This is a genomic window from Ruegeria sp. BHSA163 (assembly GCF_059613365.1).
Genome location: NZ_JBXWSJ010000023.1, coordinates 44,625 through 61,904 on the forward strand (window position 1 = coordinate 44,625; position 17,280 = coordinate 61,904).

Annotated in this window: 16 protein-coding genes and 1 riboswitch; of the genes, 3 read left to right on the forward strand and 13 right to left on the reverse strand. The window is 55.1% G+C overall.

Annotation, left to right across the window (positions count from 1 at the left end; translation table 11 throughout):
* Positions 1–59: 59 nt before the first annotated feature.
* From cobF to cbiE, 6 genes are read right to left on the reverse strand one after another with little or no spacing between them, the layout of a single operon-like run.
* Complete coding sequence (gene cobF, locus AC2FNV_RS12405; protein WP_170605083.1) at positions 60–806, reverse strand: precorrin-6A synthase (deacetylating); 747 nt, start codon at positions 804–806, stop codon at positions 60–62.
* On the reverse strand, positions 799–1,527 hold the full coding sequence (gene cobA / locus AC2FNV_RS12410; protein ID WP_170605085.1) for a uroporphyrinogen-III C-methyltransferase: 729 nt from the start codon (positions 1,525–1,527) through the stop codon (positions 799–801). Before cobA ends, cobF begins: the two co-directional genes overlap by 8 nt.
* Positions 1,524–2,840 carry a cobyrinic acid a,c-diamide synthase CobB gene (locus tag AC2FNV_RS12415; RefSeq protein ID WP_170605087.1) on the reverse strand — a complete coding sequence of 439 codons (1,317 nt, stop codon included), beginning with the start codon at positions 2,838–2,840 and terminating at the stop codon, positions 1,524–1,526. Before AC2FNV_RS12415 ends, cobA begins: the two co-directional genes overlap by 4 nt.
* Positions 2,833–3,627 carry a precorrin-4 C(11)-methyltransferase gene (gene cobM / locus AC2FNV_RS12420; RefSeq protein ID WP_170472963.1) on the reverse strand — a complete coding sequence of 265 codons (795 nt, stop codon included), beginning with the start codon at positions 3,625–3,627 and terminating at the stop codon, positions 2,833–2,835. The genes AC2FNV_RS12415 and cobM overlap by 8 nt, the downstream gene beginning before the upstream one ends.
* Entirely contained in the window at positions 3,624–3,992 is a 369-nt protein-coding gene (locus AC2FNV_RS12425; RefSeq protein ID WP_170605318.1) for a cobalamin biosynthesis protein, read from the reverse strand. Before AC2FNV_RS12425 ends, cobM begins: the two co-directional genes overlap by 4 nt.
* Complete coding sequence (gene cbiE, locus AC2FNV_RS12430; RefSeq protein WP_170605089.1) at positions 3,989–5,188, reverse strand: precorrin-6y C5,15-methyltransferase (decarboxylating) subunit CbiE; 1,200 nt, start codon at positions 5,186–5,188, stop codon at positions 3,989–3,991. Before cbiE ends, AC2FNV_RS12425 begins: the two co-directional genes overlap by 4 nt.
* Here cbiE and AC2FNV_RS12435 point away from each other — a divergent pair.
* Entirely contained in the window at positions 5,187–5,936 is a 750-nt protein-coding gene (locus AC2FNV_RS12435; RefSeq protein ID WP_170605091.1) for a cobalt-precorrin-6A reductase, read from the forward strand. The genes cbiE and AC2FNV_RS12435 overlap by 2 nt on opposite strands.
* Here the strand turns inward: AC2FNV_RS12435 and cobJ are convergent.
* Genes cobJ through AC2FNV_RS12470 form a run of 7 tightly spaced genes read right to left on the reverse strand, consistent with a single transcriptional unit; the run spans position 5,909 to position 13,875 of the window.
* Positions 5,909–6,661: a precorrin-3B C(17)-methyltransferase gene (gene cobJ, locus AC2FNV_RS12440; RefSeq protein WP_170605093.1), complete on the reverse strand. Its 753-nt coding sequence runs from the start codon at positions 6,659–6,661 to the stop codon at positions 5,909–5,911. The genes AC2FNV_RS12435 and cobJ overlap by 28 nt on opposite strands.
* Entirely contained in the window at positions 6,658–7,386 is a 729-nt protein-coding gene (locus AC2FNV_RS12445; protein WP_170472954.1) for a precorrin-2 C(20)-methyltransferase, read from the reverse strand. Before AC2FNV_RS12445 ends, cobJ begins: the two co-directional genes overlap by 4 nt.
* Positions 7,383–8,012 (reverse strand): precorrin-8X methylmutase, encoded by a 630-nt coding sequence (locus AC2FNV_RS12450; RefSeq protein ID WP_170472950.1) that lies wholly within the window; start codon positions 8,010–8,012, stop codon positions 7,383–7,385. Before AC2FNV_RS12450 ends, AC2FNV_RS12445 begins: the two co-directional genes overlap by 4 nt.
* Positions 8,012–9,139, reverse strand: a complete 1,128-nt coding sequence (gene cobG / locus AC2FNV_RS12455; RefSeq protein ID WP_170605095.1) for a precorrin-3B synthase — start codon at positions 9,137–9,139, stop codon at positions 8,012–8,014. The genes AC2FNV_RS12450 and cobG overlap by 1 nt, the downstream gene beginning before the upstream one ends.
* Positions 9,136–12,429, reverse strand: a complete 3,294-nt coding sequence (gene cobN, locus AC2FNV_RS12460; RefSeq protein WP_496773446.1) for a cobaltochelatase subunit CobN — start codon at positions 12,427–12,429, stop codon at positions 9,136–9,138. The genes cobG and cobN overlap by 4 nt, the downstream gene beginning before the upstream one ends.
* A 3-nt stretch (positions 12,430–12,432) precedes the next feature.
* Positions 12,433–13,488, reverse strand: coding sequence for a cobalamin biosynthesis protein CobW (gene cobW, locus AC2FNV_RS12465; RefSeq protein WP_170605099.1), 1,056 nt, complete (start codon positions 13,486–13,488; stop codon positions 12,433–12,435).
* Between the two features lie 3 nt (positions 13,489–13,491).
* Positions 13,492–13,875 (reverse strand): DUF1636 family protein, encoded by a 384-nt coding sequence (locus AC2FNV_RS12470; protein ID WP_170472939.1) that lies wholly within the window; start codon positions 13,873–13,875, stop codon positions 13,492–13,494.
* An 84-nt stretch (positions 13,876–13,959) separates the two neighbouring features.
* Positions 13,960–14,167, reverse strand: a riboswitch (cobalamin riboswitch).
* 147 nt (positions 14,168–14,314) lie between these two features.
* On the opposite strand from AC2FNV_RS12470, the gene AC2FNV_RS12475 reads away from it, so the two are divergent.
* The gene (locus AC2FNV_RS12475; RefSeq protein WP_170605101.1) at positions 14,315–15,274 is read left to right on the forward strand and encodes an NAD(P)-dependent oxidoreductase; all 960 of its coding nucleotides are present in this window, start codon (positions 14,315–14,317) and stop codon (positions 15,272–15,274) included.
* Positions 15,275–15,429: 155 nt separating this feature from the next.
* Positions 15,430–17,040, forward strand: coding sequence for a class I SAM-dependent methyltransferase (locus tag AC2FNV_RS12480; protein ID WP_254442492.1), 1,611 nt, complete (start codon positions 15,430–15,432; stop codon positions 17,038–17,040).
* The last annotated feature ends 240 nt before the right edge of the window (positions 17,041–17,280 follow it).

Below are 17,280 nucleotides of genomic sequence, written 5' to 3' on the forward strand. Positions count from 1 at the left end.
GATGCCAGATTTTGAACTTGCGTGCAGTCACGTTCTTGTGTGGCAAACGAAGGTCGCTATCAAGTCGCCGTACGTTTGGCCAGCAAGTATACATCCATGATCCAGCCATGGTCTGCGCGTGCCTTTGCCCGGGTTGACATAATTTCTTGACATTTTTCAGCCAACGGACCGTTGATCAGAATTTCCTCTTTCATACCGACATAGGCCCCCCACCAGATATCAAAGTCATCCATCTTCAGGGATTGAAACGAACATTCGCCATCCAGCATAACCGCCATTTTTTTTGTTGCGCTGGGCCAACCTTCTTCGCGGATACGCCTTCCTGTGGTCACCACGAACGGATCACCGATTTCGTTGATTGGTATCGCATGGGCGGCAGTTAGCGCCTGAAGGGCGGTGATACCGGGCACCACTCGCGTTTTGGGTCGTGGATCAAGGCGCGCAGCGATCCGCAACGCACTATCGTAAAGCGACGGGTCCCCCCATATTAACAGCGCTATGTTCCGTGCATCTGGATGCAATTCAATCGCAGCCTTCCAGCGTTCAGCGATTGCATCGTGCCATTCATCCACGCCGCGTAAATATCCGTCACCCGCTTGCCGTTTCGGTATATCGAAATAAGCAATGAGCGGCGCCTTGTCCGTCGCCCGAGAAATGATTTCTTCGCGTAGACCGGCCAAATCCGACTTGTTTTCACCCTTTCTGGGGATAAGGATCAGATCGGCCCTCCGTATTGCTTGGATACCTTGAATAGTCACGTGATCAGGGTTTCCGGTACCGATACCGATGAGGGTCAGGTCATACATTCCCAGGCTCCGCCAGTGGGCCATACAGGATCAAAGCTGGGGCAGTTCCAACCTCGGATTTGAGCCGTTTCGACAGTTCGCCGATCGTCGTGCGGCAAAGCGATTGCTCTGGGGTCGAGACAGCTTCGGCTATCAATGCAGGTGTATCCAAGGGCAGACCGTGGCCATGCAAAGTTTGGACCAAAAGAGGAAAAGTACGCTTTCCCATAAACACCACAGTAGTAGCGAAAGGGTCAGCAAGGGCAGGCAGGTTAAGATCCTCTGGCAATTTGCCGCTGACATCATGCCCGGTAACAAACTGAACCCTCCGTGCCGTCAAACGACGGGTCAAAGGGATACCAGCCGCTGCGGCTGCAGCCACGGCCGATGGGATGCCTGGAATTACCTCGTATTCAATGCCGGCCTCCTGCAAAGCGACCAACTCTTCCTCCAGCCGTCCGAACAATCCGCCATCGCCCGACTTCAGGCGTACAACGCGGGCACCGGTTTTTGCATAATCGACCAAAAGGCGGCTGACATGGTTTTGCTTGGGCGAGGGGCGTCCTGCCCGTTTGCCGACACCGACCAAATCGGCGTCCTCGTGGGCATGAGCAAGGATCGGACCGCTGCTTAGGTCGTCGAATAAAACCGCGTTTGCCTTTTGCATCCTGTCAACGGCTTTAAGTGTAAGCAGTTCCGGATCGCCGGGACCCGATCCGACAAAGGAAACAAAACCGCTCATCCAGATGCCTCTGCGATCAAATGAAAAAATGTTCCGGTCACGTTTCCTCGCACTGAACCCGTCTGTGGTCCCTCCGCCCCTTCGGCATCAAAGACCTTTGCCAGAGGGGCGTCAGGTTGTTCGACGATGGAAGAGTAATGGAACTCATGCCCACGTAGCGCGGTTCCTGCAGAAAATCCGGGCATTTGTTCCAGCAACTCGGCCCGCCGATAACCAAGGTTGAATTTGCGTTTTTCATATGAGGTCACCAGTCCCAAGAGCCCAACCATGGGGTGGAGCTGGCCTTCCTTATCGATCAGACCGCGACCGAGCGCCATATAGCCTCCGCACTCCCCGTGCACAGGTTTCGTTTTTGCGTGCGCGCGCAAGCCGGTTTTAAATGTTTCCGCGGCTGCAATTCTGTCAGCGTGAAGTTCAGGATACCCCCCAGGAAGCCAAACCAGATCGCTATCCTTGGCCGGAGCCTCGTCAGCCAGCGGTGAAAACGGAAGAATTTCAGCACCTGCTGCGCGCCACCCCTCCACCAAATGTGGATAAGCAAAGGAAAATGCCGCATCTTGCGCTAATGCGATACGTTGCGCGGGCGGGCGCGGCAGCGCCGAAGACGTTTGCCGATATGGGCCTGAAGAAGCCGCGCGCTTGATTGCCTCAAGATCCACATGTTCACGTAGAAACGCCGCGTATCCAACGATGGCTTTTTCAAGATTTGGATGCTCTACGGCCTGTATCAAGCCCAGATGCCGTTCTGGAAGGGTCAGGTCGCCACGGCGCGGTAATACACCCAGAACTGGCATGCCTGCGCGTTCCATACCCAGACGTGTCAAACGTTCGTGGCGAGGGCTTGCACAACGGTTCAGGATAACCCCGGCAAAGGGTAGTTCGGGGTTGTACATCCGAAATCCCAACGCAGTTGCGGCCGCAGATTGGGCCTGACCACCGACGTCTAAAACCAAAACCACAGGCCAACCCATGCGTTGCGCCGTTTCAGCGCTGGTGCCGTGACCCGATTCACCTGTTTTTGCCACCCCATCAAATAGACCCATCGAGCCTTCGGCCACTACGATATCTGCGCCGGTTGCTTGGGCCGCAATCGCCCCGATCAAGGACGGCCCCATTGCCCAACTGTCCAAGTTGAACGAAGCTCTTCCCGCCGCCGCACGATGAAAAGCAGGGTCGATGTAGTCCGGCCCACTTTTGAATGGCTGCACGACCATCCCGTCTTCTGCAAGTGCCCGCAAAAGGCCCAACATGACCGTTGTTTTCCCCGTGCCAGAGGACGGGGCAGATATCAGGACACCCGGGGGGTTAGTCATCTCCGTGGCTCCAACTGGACCATGGACTATCTGCGCTTTGCGGACGGTATCGACGGTCATAAGTTTTGGAATACAGGCAACTTTCGTCAAATCCTTCACCTGCCAAAGCGGGTCCGACCATGATCAGAGCCGTGCGAGAAATGCTCTCGTCCACGGCGTCTTTTAGGGACGCTAATGTAGCGCGAATTATTCGTTCATCCGGCCAACTGGCACGATAGACAACTGCAACCGGGCAATCCGCGCCGTAGGTCGGAGTCAAATCCGCGATAACCTTGTCCAAATTCCCGATCGACAGATGGATTGCCAGCGTAGCCCCAGTGCGGGCGAAGTTGCTAAGTGTTTCTCCCTCGGGCATAGACGAAGCTCGCCCCGGCGTTCGGGTCAGTACAACCGATTGTGCCAGACCAGGCAGCGTAAGTTCGGTGCCGAGAGAGGCAGCGGCTGCAGCGAATGAAGGTACGCCAGGCGTGACGCTGACAGGAATACCCATTTCCTTTAGTCGCCGTATCTGTTCGCCCATCGCGGACCAAACCGATAAATCCCCAGAGTGCAGCCTCGCAATATCATGTCCATTTGAATGTGCGTTCGCGATTTCGGCCATGATCTGATCCAAGTCCATCGGCGCAGTGTTCACGATTTTTGCATCTTCGGGGCAATGCGCCAAAATCCCTTCTGGCACCAGAGATCCAGCATAGAGACATACGGGGCATGACGCGATGATATCGCGCCCACGCAGAGTTAATAGATCGGCAGCGCCTGGTCCGGCGCCAATGAAATGAACGGTCATGTTTGTCCTCCGATGGCGATGGCGCAAGTGGCGAGCCGATCATTCGAAATATGTCTTGGGGAAACCAGACGCGCGTCGCTGCCTGCCGCGGCCAAAGCGGACGCCTCGGCAACGCTGCCGGTTCCGTAAGTCGCTTGGCTCTGGGGCGAGCAGGTAAGAGTGCGTTGTTCGGCGAGTTCTGCGGCCCGGATGTAACACAGGGGCAGGCCAGTTAACCGCACAAATTCAGTCAGTGCCTTATGGCCTTCTTTGTTCGCGACGGTTGCTAGCGCATCGATGGTGCACCCTCGCGCCGCCAATTCGTATGCGGCGCGCAGGCTGTCCGCTGTTGCGGCTGTGGAAAACCCAAGCCCTGCGACAATCATAACGTAACGCTCCATTGCACGATTGGATGGGTGGGTTTCCAGCCACGCTGAGTTCCCAAGGCTGAAGCATGGGCCAATTCGATTCGCAGGAGATCTCCTCCTAACGCTTCGTGATAGTTTGCCAACGTTGCTTCGCTTTCAAGTGTAACTGCGTTCGCCACTAGTCGGGTGCCCGGTCGAAGGTTCGCGCTAAGCCAATCGATCAATTGATCGCTAAGTCCACCGCCAATAAAAACAGCATCAGGCAATCTAAGTTCAGACAGCACGTCCGGCGCAGTACCATGGACAACATGCAGGCGGTCCTGACCCAGCGCGTCTGCGTTACGTCTAATGCGTTCAGCGCGATCAATTCGCGGTTCAATCGAGGTTGCTGTAAGAGTGGGATCGCACATTAGCCATTCAATGCTGATTGACCCAGTTCCACCGCCGATGTCCCAAAGATGTTCGCCCCGCTGGGGGGCTAAGGCGGATAGGGTCAGTGCCCGAACAGGGCGCTTTGTAATCTGACCGTCAGATTCAAATATTTCGTCAGGCTTGCCAGAGGCTTTGGGAAAGGAACTGCCTTTACCTTTAACTTCCAATCCGACACAAACCGGGTGTTCAAAAGAACCTAAAAGAGCTTCGGTTAGTGAAACGCTCTGCGCGCGTTCTCGCGAACCTCCGAGAGCTTCCATCACATGTAACTTACTGTCTGCGAAACCCGTTTCTGAGAGGTAGGTTGCAAGCTCTGCAACTGCCGGTCCATCACGCAGCAGCAAAATGGTACGTAACCCCGAGGACAAATGCGGTCTCAAACGGGTCAAAGGGGCCGCGTGCAATCCAAAAGTAAGTGTGCCCTCCAGCGGCCAACCCAGCCGCGCGGCTGCCAGCGAAAAGGTCGATTGACCAGGCAACGCGACCCATTCCGCCGGGTCGATTTCGCGGGCAATGACAGATCCTGCGCCAAACCAAAAAGGATCACCTGAGGCGAGCACCACTGTGTTTCGACCTTTCAGTGCTTTCAGAACCGGAAGTCCATCGGAAAAAGGCACCGGCCATTCGATCCGCTCGGCTCCGGTTTCCGGGACCAATGCCAGGTGCCGGGGCGGACCCATGATCACTTCGGCACGCTTCAGAACTTGACGGCTTGAACGGGGCAGGCCATCCAGTCCATCCTCTCCCAGTCCCAAAACGGTCAACCACGGAGTCTCAGACATGCCAAACCTCCTTATCCTTGGGGGCACGACCGAGGCTAACGCGCTGGCCAAAGAAATCGCGTATCAAGGTATCAATGCAACGTATTCCTATGCCGGTCGAGTCACCGAGCCGCGTCCGCAACCTTTGCCTGTGCGCGTTGGGGGCTTTGGCGGAATGATGGCGCTGGAGCAATACCTCAGAGACCATTCTGTCAGCCATGTCATTGACGCAACCCATCCTTTTGCCGCCCGAATGAGCAGTAACGCGATCGCGGCTTGCCACAGAGCAGAGGTTCCGCTGGCAGCGCTTACGCGACCTGCTTGGTCCCCACAGCCCGGGGATCGCTGGCAGCGCGTGCCCGACTTTGCTGGCGCGGTTGCTGCGCTGCAAGGACCAGCCAAGCGAATCTTTCTGGCTGTGGGGCGTATGCACCTTGAGGAATTTGCCGCGCTGCCTCAACATCACTATCTTCTTCGAGTCGTTGATGATGCTGAGAGCTTGCCGTTGCCGCGGCGCAAAGTGGTCGTTTCGCGCGGGCCTTTCACCGTCGAAAATGACAGGGCTTTGATCGAGTCTCACCAAAGCGATTTGGTGGTTTCCAAGAATGCGGGTGGTTCCGGAGCACGTGCCAAGCTGGACGCCGCACGTGCACTGGGTATTCCGGTGCTGATGATAGATCGTCCGATCCTGCCAAAGCGAACCGAGTTTTCGAGTGTCCCGCAGGTTTTGGAATGGCTGGCTCATTCTGGAGTGAACCTCGGTGTGTAAGCAATTGGTTTTAAATTTCTTTCGATAATTCGCGTGCGTGATGAGCCAACGATAACCACCGTTTGCATATCAGCCATTTCTGGCGTGGCGTCAGCCAGTGTCGAGAATTTGATTGTCTCGTCGCGTCGGGACACCGCCCGAGCGAAGATTATCACACGTTCTGGTTCACATTCTTCGCGTAGTATTCCCAAGGTTCTTTCAAATCCTTGGGGGCGTGATTTTGATCGTGGGTTGTAAAATCCCATGGCAAAATCTCCCTGCGCTGCAAGGCGCAGGCGTTTTTCGATCAGGGACCAGGGTTTAAGGTTGTCGCTCAGATTTATGGCGCAGAAGTCGTGGCCCAGCGGCGCACCGGCCCGTGCCGATGCGGCCAGCATCGCCGTAATTCCCGGCAGGACGTCAATTTGAATGTTTCGCCATTCATTTGGGCCGTTTTCTAACGCCTCGAACACGGCTGCTGCCATGGCGAAAACGCCTGGGTCGCCCGAGGACACCACAACCACCCGTTTGCCCTCTGCTGCCATTTTCAGGGCGTGGTTTGATCGGTCGATCTCAACGCGGTTGTCGCTGACATGCAGGGTAAGGCCGGGTCGTTCAGCTATCCGAGCAACGTACGGGATGTAACCCACTACGTCAGTGGCTTCAGCTAATGATTGCGTAACTTCTGGTGTCACCAAAGCTTTGTCACCAGGTCCCAACCCCGCGATCTTGACCCATCCACTCATGGCCTGCGACCTTGACCGTGCACGATGATGATCGAAAAGTAAGGTGTGATACCTTCACAATTTTCCGACAGTTTGCAAACCCGCTGATTAGGCATCTGCGCGTATTCGACGATCCACGCGCGATCATAGAGCCCCGCGGATTGCAATGATCGTTTCACCTTGTCGATATTGCGCCCTATCTTCATCACAACCAGCGCATCGGTTTGCGCCATGCGTTCGGTAAGAACCTCTTCGGGCAACGTACCGACAAGCACAGTAAGTATGTCGTCACCCCAAGTGATAGGGTCGCCGGTCGCCGTCCAAGCGCCGGACATTCCGGTAATTGCTGGAACGATCTCGACTTTAGAATACTCCCGTAACCTACTGTAAAGGTGCATGAAAGAACCATAGAAAAATGGATCTCCTTCGCAAAGCACGACGACATCGTCCCCTCGATCAGTTATTGACTTTAGATGCGCTGCGCAGCTTTCGTAGAACGCAGACAGCAATTCGTTGTAGCGAGGGTCTTGGATCGGGATTTCCGTTGTGACCGGATATTCCATGGGGAATTCGACGGCATCTCTTGGGATAATACCATTCACAATGTTGCGGGCCTGACCGCTGCGACCGGGTTTGCGAAAAAACGCGACGTGCCGGGAATTGCGCAGCAAGCGATCGGCGCGGACGCTAATAAGGTCCGGGTCGCCGGGACCTAAACCCACGCCATATATAGTGCCAGCGCTCATTCCGCGCGGCTCGCTATGGCGTTGATCGCCGCAACGGTTATTGCACTGCCACCAAGTCGGCCTTTGACAATACAAGAAGGCACAGGTTGCGCCTCCCACAATGCATCCTTAGACTCCACCGCTCCAACAAATCCAACTGGGCAGCCGATAATTGCGGCAGGCCTTGGGCAATCAGGGTCTTCAAGCATATTGAGCAGATGGAACAGTGCCGTCGGTGCGTTTCCAATGGCGACCAAAGCGCCATCAAGATGCGGGCGCCAAAGCTCCAATGCTGCAGCTGAGCGGGTGTTGCTCATATCTGCGGCCATAGGGCGGACACGCTCGTCATGCAGAGTGCAAATCACTTCGTTATTGGCAGGTAAGCGGAACCGCGTGACGCCTTCAGAAACCATCCGTGCATCGCACAAGATTGGCGCCCCGTTTTCCAATGCCGTTCGGGCGGTGACAACAAACCCGGGAGAGAAACGCACGAATTCCTCAAGCCCGACCATTCCTGCCGCGTGAATCATGCGGACAGCGACCTGCTCTTCATTTGCATCGAAACCGGCAAGGTCGGCTTCGGACCGGATGGTTGCAAAGCTTTGTTTGTAGATCGCTGCGCCGTCGGTTTCATATTCATAGGGCATCACGTCAGGTCCATAGTCATAAGCGTTTCGGATGTCAGTCCGCGTTGGCAGGGCTCATCCCCTGCACGGCCCCGTTTTACAAGATCAAATCGTCCAGAATTGCCGACCAAAACTATGTCTGCTGGTTTCTTTCGGGCACATCCTTTGGCGCATCCAGAAACATGAAGGCTGCCGGAGACGCGGGGCGCAAGGGCTCGGGCGATTGTACGCGTTTCCATTTCCGCCTGTGGACAATGAGGGGCACCGGGGCAGGCGTCGGCGGTGACAAGTGGATCGCTTTCGTGAGTGACAAATGCCGATGCCTGTTTCACTGATCCGCCTTCCAAAATAAACATTCGCCACGGGGTGACTCGAATAGCAGTGGCACCAGATGCCTCGATCAGCTCCGAGAGCTTGCTGGCAGGAAGCTGGCCGAAAGCGGCACCGTAAACTGGTCCGATTTCACTCGATCCGGGTTGGATAATAGGCCCAATCGGAACTACTTCCTTGCCTTGCCATTTCAGCGGCAGATCGCGTTCAGCAATCAGCTGGGCCATACGACGCAAGCTAGGTGTAAAGGATTGGGCGAACCAACGCGCCAAATGGATCACCTGATCAACGGCCTCATCTTCAGTAATCGAGCACCCGGTCTCGGCACCGTCAGCACGCAAAACCAGCCCGTCCAAACCTCTCTCCAACCGGATATCGGCGGAATCTGCCGCAAGCAATCTGGTTTGGCCGACATCGACTGCAAGTCCAAATTTTGCTGGCAGTTCAGGAAGTTCCGCCAGTCTTCTCATCAACTCTTCAGCAAGCGTCGTCGTCTGGTCTCCGTTTCGATACAGCGGTGAAACAAGAATATTGCGCCGGACCTCAATGCCGGGTTCGGCATCCAAAAGGTTTAATTCGGCCAGCTCTGTAAGTAATTTTTTGTGGTTTGCTTGTGCTACTCCGCGAAGCTGAAGGTTTGCACGATTGGTCAGGTCAATTGTGCCGTTTCCGAACCGATCTGCAAGCTCGCAAAGCGCAATAGCCTGTCTTACATCCAAACGCGCCAGCCGAGGTCGCACTCTCACTATTAAACCATCTCCCGACATCATTGGTCGGTGCGCGCTGGGACACCAGCCCTTTATCAGCGGCGGGCTCATCCGAGACCCTCCAAGTCAGCCCGAATAGAGTTTCGGCGCGTATCCCAGAGACCAGCTTCCAACAACGCGCGGAAACGATCCTGCATTGCCAGATGCGCCTGTGGGTTAGCTTCTTTCAAAAAAGCCTCGACCTTTTCATTCCCCAACGTCGCATCGTGATAAAGGTCGAACAAATGCGGCGCGACCGTCCCTGAAAGATGCGCGAAAGACGCCATGTGATCCAACGTTGCAGCAATTTCCGCCGCGCCCCGGAATCCATGTCTTTGCATGCCGGCGATCCAACTGGGATTGGCGGCGCGGGCGTGGACAACGCGGCTGATCTCTTCGGGCAAAGTACGCGCTCGTGGGTTTTCCGGGTTGGTGTTGTCCAGGTGGTAGAGTTGAGCGCTGCCGCCTGTAAGCTTTTTAGCAGCTGCAAAACCAGCCTCATGAGTGGCGTAGTCATTGGCAAGCAAAAGGTCGGTCTCGGTCAAATCCTGCAGGTGTACGAAACTATCTGCATTAGCGACTAATTGCGAGATACCTTCCCTGTCCTGCGCGATATGCTCGCCTTCAAACGCGAATGAGCTGGCGTCCAACCAAGCCTCACCAGCCTGTCCGAGCGCCTCATCCGTATAAGTTTCAGACAGGTGGGTCATGTCCAAGCCATAGCTACCCGGGGCGGGTCCATAGACCCGGGCAGCAGGTTCTTTCCCTGCGTAAGGGTTCCAATCAGGCGCTTCATCCCTACTTGAAAGGGCCTTCACGGCTTGACCAAAAAGAGCCGAAAGGGTCGGGAATACGTCTCGAAACAGGCCGGAAATACGTAAGGTGACGTCCAGCCGCGGGCGCTCAAGATCGGTGATTGGCAAAACTTCAATACCGGAGACCCGTTCGGACCCCTTGTCCCAGATTGGTCTTACACCTAGCAAATGAAGTGCCATGGCGAATTCCTCTCCGGCGGTACGCATAGTGGCGGAACCCCACAAATCAACGATAAGACCCTTGGGATAATCGCCTTCTTCTTGCAGGTGTCGCCGCACCAGTTCCTCAGCCAGTTTTACACCTTGCGCATAAGCCGCGCGCGTGGGAACCGAGCGCGGATCGGTCGTGTAAAGATTGCGTCCTGTGGGTAAAACATCGGAACGGCCACGATACGGAGAGCCGGATGGACCGGCTGCTATCCGTTTGCCCGCAAGTGCATCCAACAGAGCCACTCGTTCTGCTTCAGCAGAAGGAGCGGGGTCAAAAATTCCCGTAACATCAGTGGCGCGGCCATAGATATGCAATCCGTCGCCAAACTGACTTTCCTTGATGTCACAGACAAAACGGTCGATTCGGGTAATCGCTTCGGCGGCGCACATTGTTTGATCCAACCCCAGATCGCTCTCCAGCCCTATGGCTTGGGCCTCGTCGCGGATATCGGTCTGCAATCGGTCTCGGCGTTTGGGGTCAAGGCCGTCGGCGTTTGAAAACTCGTCTAACAGAGTTTCCAACCGCACCATCCGGTCTGGAGTGCTGCTTTGCTTCATAGGCGGCGGTATGTGACCTAACGTGACTGCACCGATCCGGCGTTTGGCCTGAGCAGCCTCACCGGGGTCATTGACGATGAAAGGATATATTACCGGTAGGTCACGGATTAACGCTTCGGGCCAACATTCTGCAGAAAGTGCCACCGACTTGCCGGGAAGCCACTCCAGTGTGCCATGTGCACCTATGTGAATCAGCGCATCGGCATTCAACCCACGCCGCAACCAAAGATAAAAGGCGACATATCCGTGCCGCGGTGTGCGGGAAAGATCGTGATATTCGTTATCCCGCAACTCCGGCGTTCCGCGCTCGGGTTGAAGGGCAACAACCGCTTTGCCACGTTGCAAAGCAGTAAAATGAAACGCACCATTAAAATATGCGGGGTCGTCTTCAGGTTTGCCCCAAACAGCTTCGAGGTCACCGCGTAGTTGATCGGGAAGGTCACTCAATGCCTCCTGATATTTTGTAAGGGGCCAAGAAATCCGGGCGTTCGGCAATGCATCTGCGATTTGTTCTACTGGTCCGGTCACATAACCGGCTGTCTTTAAATCTGACAGCATCACCTCGGCCGACGCCAATGCATCCAAGCCGACGGCATGAGCCATTTGCCAATCCTTGCCGGGGTAAGTGGATAGCACTAAAACGGGAACTTGCTCTGGTTTTGGTTTTTCGTTCAGCTTCAGCCAGCCGAAAACGCGGTCGACGATTGCTTCGATCCGTTCCGGTTCTGGCCGGTGCGCGAAGCGCGAATACTCCAAACTGGCGTCGCGTTTGCCTGGTTCTTTGAACGAGGCAATACCTGCCGAAATTCGTCCGTCTACCTCGGGCAGTACCACGTGCATGGCGAGGTCAGCAGGCGAAAGACCGCGTTCAGCTTCGGCCCAGGCCTTTCGGCGCGAAGTAGCGAGCGCAACTTGAAAAACTGGTACGTTGGCGGCGTCCAAAGGTGAGGTGCCCGAGGCGCCTCTGCCCGAAAATGACGTGGCATTTATTATGGCTGCCGGTTTTAGCGCCGAAACCGTATCACGCAGCCAATCGGCAGATGACGGCGCCTTTAATGACGGAGCGAATAAACCCAACGCTTCGAAACCGCGTGAACGCAAGCTGCGGATCAAGGCAGTCACAGGCGCTGTATCGGCTGAGGTCAGATAAGCGCGGTAGAATGTCACCAGAATTCGTCTCGGGTTTTCTGAAAACGCGTTGTCGGTCGAGATTACCCCTCGATCCGGGCACCATGCTCCACATTCAGGGATGGTTTTTGCGCCCATGACCGGCCCGGCATACAGGCCCGCTGCCAGCGCCATTTGCGCCAACGCTGCCTGCGCCGCAACTTCGCCGCCGGTATCACATAAATTCGTCAACCTGCGCAGTGTGGAAATAGGCAGTGTTGAATAGCCGTCCAGTCGGGTATCTTCGCGCCCGTCTGCTGGTAATACTGCCAGCGCCAGACCCTTGGCCTGTGCCAGCGCCAAAACTTGTTGTAGGCCATACGACCAGTAAGGAACGCCCCCTATCAATCGGACAAGTATGCCTTTGGCGCCCTCCAGCGTCTGTTCGATATAGGTGTCGACGGAAAGCGGGTGTTTCAATGCCGTTAGATTAGCCAGTCGCAGTGTCGGCATCCGACCATCAGGTCCGCCGCCACGATGCCAACCCGCCGCGAAAGCTCCCAGGTCGCTGTCAGAAAAAGATAAAACAACCAAATCTGCCGGGCTTTGGCCAAGATCGGTTGGGGTCTCTGTTTCTTCAAGCCCGTGGCTTTCGCGGAAGACGACGTGCATTTTTTACTCGGCTGGCTCGGCAACACCTACAAGAATGTTGCGAATTTCTGCTTCCTTGATGTCGTCATGTTCTCCGATAACCACCAAACGGGATCGGCGATCTTCGTCAGGTTTCCACGGGCGGTCAAATTGGTGACGCACGCGCGATCCGACTGCCTGAACCAACAAACGCATAGGTTTGCCGGTGACGGCCGCATAACCTTTGACGCGAAGGATATTCAACTCATTGGCCAGATGTTCTATCCTTGCGACCAGATCTGCTGGATCGCTCTGTTCAGGAAGATCGACGATAATGCTTTCAAAATCATCGTGTTCGTGATCATCGTGACCGTCATGATGCGATGGACGGGCATCCATATCATCTTCGGCTGCGGCTTCGAGACCAAGGACCACGCGCACATCTACTGCACCTTCGGCAACCTCGACAACAGGCAGGGAGCGCGGGGCTTCGGCTGCGATGATCGCGCGCGCCTTGGCTACGCCTTCGGGACCGGCCAGATCAGGTTTGGTTAGCAGGATAATGTCGGCGCACGAAATCTGATCCTCAAACACCTCGGACAGTGGCGTTTCATGGTCAATCGAGTCGTCTGCCATGCGCTGGGCATCCACGGCTTCGACATTTGGCGCAAACCGACCTGCAGCAACTGCTTCGGCATCCGCCAATGCAATTACCCCGTCAACGGTAATTTTTGACCGGATATCCGGCCAGTCAAACGCCTTTAGCAATGGCTTGGGCAATGCCAGCCCTGAGGTTTCAATCAGGATATGATCGGGGCGCGGCTCGAGCGCCATCAGCGCTTCGATAGTCGGGATGAAGTCGTCGGCCACAGTGCAGCAAATACAGCCATTGGCCAGTTCCATAATGTTTTCGGCTGGACAATCCGGAATGGCGCATGATTTCAGAATGTCACCGTCGACACCCACATCGCCAAACTCGTTCACCACAACAGCCAGACGCTTACCCTGAGGGTTCTGCATCAGATGGCGGACCAGTGTGGTCTTGCCTGAACCCAAAAAGCCAGTGATCACAGTAACGGGAAGTTTTTCTAGGTTGCTCATTTGTCAGGCTCCAATCGGTGGAATGCGGGCCGCACAGTTTTTGCGGAAATGTTCAGGACGTTCACGCCATTTGACCAAGCCGTCACCTGTGGCGAGGTACTTGGTGGCGCCATCGACAATCGTCTCAATATGATCAATTTCGTTCAGGTTCTCATAGACAAAGGTCCAACGTGTCGGTCCACCACGCAGGACGATGGAACACCCCTGATTACAATTTGAAAGGCACTCGACCGCCTTTAGTGTTACGCCAGAAGGCAAGTCGGCCTGCTTTAAAGCCCGATGGAGCACTGTTCCGGGGCGTTGGGTGTCATCCTCGATGGGAAGCCCGCGCCGACAAGTCGTGCAAACCAGCAGTTCGACTGGTGCGGTTTCTGTCACTTCTCTCATCCCCCTTCTGCGGTACGTGGGGGACGGGGTCTCATGCGGGCCACGCTGTTCGCAATGGTCCCGACACCGGAACACCCCGTCCGGTCTGGATTTCGGGCGCTGGCAGGTCTCCCGGCTTACGGATGTCAGAGGAGGCCTCTGGCAGGTGTCCCGCCTTCCCGGCCATTCGGGCCAGTGGCATTGGGCACCCTCTCCGGTCACGGTCGCGGGGGCGGCTGCGTTTGACGGTTTAACCCGCTGACGCATTCCCTTTTCATCTGCTGTTGCAGACACCAACGGATCGGACATGCGGCACCTGCAGGCGCCTTGTCAAGCGAGTCGCTTCACTGGATTGCATTGGGGGGTTAAAAACGACCTGCCAGCGTCGGTGGGCGGCACGACGTGCGCCACTGTCTCGTGCTGGCATGTCCGCAAGAGTGCGAGCATGGAGTGACGCTTTATGAAAGTTGGTTTCATCGGTCTTGGAAATGTGGGCGGAAAACTCTCGGGGTCGCTGCTGCGCAACGGCATCGATCTGACCGTGCATGACCTGAATTCGGATCTTGTCAGCGACTTCGTTGCCAAAGGAGCCAAGGCTGCAAAAGATCCGGCACAGATGATGCGTGATTGCGACGCAGTGATTACTTGCTTGCCGTCACCTGCTGCATCAGACGCGGTAATGCAAATGATGTTGCCTGAGGTCGGAAACGGTAAAATTTGGATGGAGATGTCCACAACCGACGAGGCCGAGGTCAAACGGCTTGGGGCCCTGGTTATCGACCGAGGAGGATCTGCCGTCGACTGTCCGGTTTCTGGCGGATGCCACCGAGCAGCCACGGGTAACATTTCTATCTTTGCAGGTTGCGACCGAGGTACGTTCGATCTGATTTTGCCCTTCCTAACGACAATGGGTAGACGTGTGCTGCACACTGGAGAGCTGGGGTCGGCCTCTGTATTGAAAGTTCTTACCAACTACCTCGCTACGGCGAACCTGATAACATGCGCCGAGGCATTGGTTACTGCGAAAGCTGCTGGGATGGACCTGAACACGACCTATGAGGCAATCAAGATTTCGTCGGGCACATCTTTTGTTCATGAAACCGAAAGTCAGGTCATTTTGAACGGTTCCCGTGATATCTCGTTCACGATGGATTTGGTCAAAAAAGACATTGGCCTGTTTCAGGACGTTGCCGATCGCGCGGGCGTTCCGCTTGAGATAAACCCGCTGATGATAAAAATTTTCGAAGACGGCATAGCGCGTTACGGCGACAGGGAATTATCACCCAATATCATACGGCGACTGGAGGAAGCGACTGGATTGGACATCCGAGCACCCGGTTTTCCCGCCGAGATGGAAGACGATGAACCAGAAGAGCCGGGTTATGAGGTGATCCCAGCCAACCGAGGAGCAGCTGGGTAACCAACCTCGAGCGATCTTAAGCAAGGTCGGGGGCATGGGCCAATTCGGATCACCGCGCTAATTCCGCCAACCACCATCCAGATTGGACAAAAACCAAGCTGTAATTTAAACACAAAATCAATAATCCGTGGGTGGTACAGGCAAGAGAGCAAAGAATGACGGATGAAACATTTCTCATCGTGACAACGATGAAGAATGAAGGGCCTTTCATGATCGATTGGGTGGCATACAACCGATCGATAGGCTTTGATGATATTCTGATCTTTACGAACGACTGCGACGATGGAACTGATGCGATTGCCGAGCGGATGCAGGAATTGGGTTGGGTCCATCACGAACGTAATCCGGTCGGTCCCAAGGAGAAACCGCAGACTGTTGCTTTTTCAAAGGCCAGAAGTCACTCCAGTTATCTTGCTTCGGATTGGATTCTAAGTCTGGACGTCGACGAATATATCAATGTTCGCGTGCCCGGAGGCGACATTCGCAGTTTTGTCGCGGCTAGCGGCGATGCAGATGCGATCTCGATGTGCTGGCGCATGTTTGGTCAAGGCGGTCAAAACGACTTTGTAAATCGCCCGGTGCCCGAGACTTTTTTCCGCGCGGCACCTGAAGACAAATACCCGCATCAAAGGGCGAAAGGCTTTAAAACGCTTTTCCGAAATAATGGGAAGTTCAATAGGTTTCGCGCCCATCGCCCGCGGATCGACGCGAAACACGCGATTGATCCCGACGCTCCTTATCAAGGTGTTCTTTGGCGCGACTCCGGTGGCAATCTGTTTCCTGCTGATCAGGTCAAGTGGCGCGCATGGCGTGGCTTCAGCCACGATTATGCACGTATTCATCACTATGCAGTTCGCAGTACCGATAGCTTTCTGGTTAAGCGTGATCGTGGCCGCACAAACCACATAAGCCAAGACCAGGGTTTGGAATACTGGAAAATGATGAACCACAACCATGTGGAGGACCGTTCTATCCTTGGCCATATGCCAAAAATGCACAAAATACGCGCGGAAATCATGAACGATGCCCGACTGGCTGAATTACATGATGATGCTTGCGCTTGGCATTTGTCTAAGGCCAAGAATCTCAGGGCCCGGTCGGATTGGGCTGATTTTGTTAATGTTTTGCAAAACACTGAGGTGGAAGCCAAGCCCGTGGCGAATCCGGTAACCGCGACCGTGCGACGGGGCAAGCGCGCCAAACAGCGAGAGCGAAAAGATGGTCTTCGACGCGAACTGTTGGAGCTTATGCCAAAAGGCAAACTGAGCATCGAGATAGGCGTTTGGAAGGGCGAGTTTTCGCAGATTTTGCTGGAAGGTCTGCGGCCGTCCAAGTTGTTCCTCATCGATCCTTGGGGTGTTCAGGAAGACCCTGAAGATGGTGTTTCGCTGGCTGGCGCACGCAGCAAGAAGGACATGGATCGAATTTATGAGTCTGTGAAGAACAATTATAAGGATGAGATCGCGCGCGGCAAAATTGCTGTTATTCGGGATTTTTCTGTCCCTGCGATGGACCAGTTCAAAGATGGCAGCATCGGCTTCGCCTACGTAGATGGGGATCACTCCTACGAAGGTGTAAAGGCGGACCTAAAAGCAATTCTGCCTAAGATGCAGACTGGGGGTGTCATCATGTTGGATGACTACCACCGTAAAGGATGGTGGAAAGATGGGGTTATGCGCGCCTTTCACGAGTTTTTGGGCGAAAACGCCGCAAATTTACGCATCAAAGCGATAAAGGGTGCGCAGGTTGCCGTTCAGAAGATCTGAATTTTGATCGACCTGACTTAGCGATCGGAATTGTTCGGATGCAGCTTCGTTTGGTCGCAGAAGACTTGTCCTGCCAGATTGCGATCCATACGCCGAATGCCGTCATGGTCGCCGGCTTTGCAAAAAAATCCACTGTTGTTTCCGCCTCAACCGGGCTGTTACGCGTTAATCGGATTTCTGGTGGCGTGACATCCAACGAATTAAGCTTCGAGAGCCGTCATACTTGCCCACGGTCTCTTT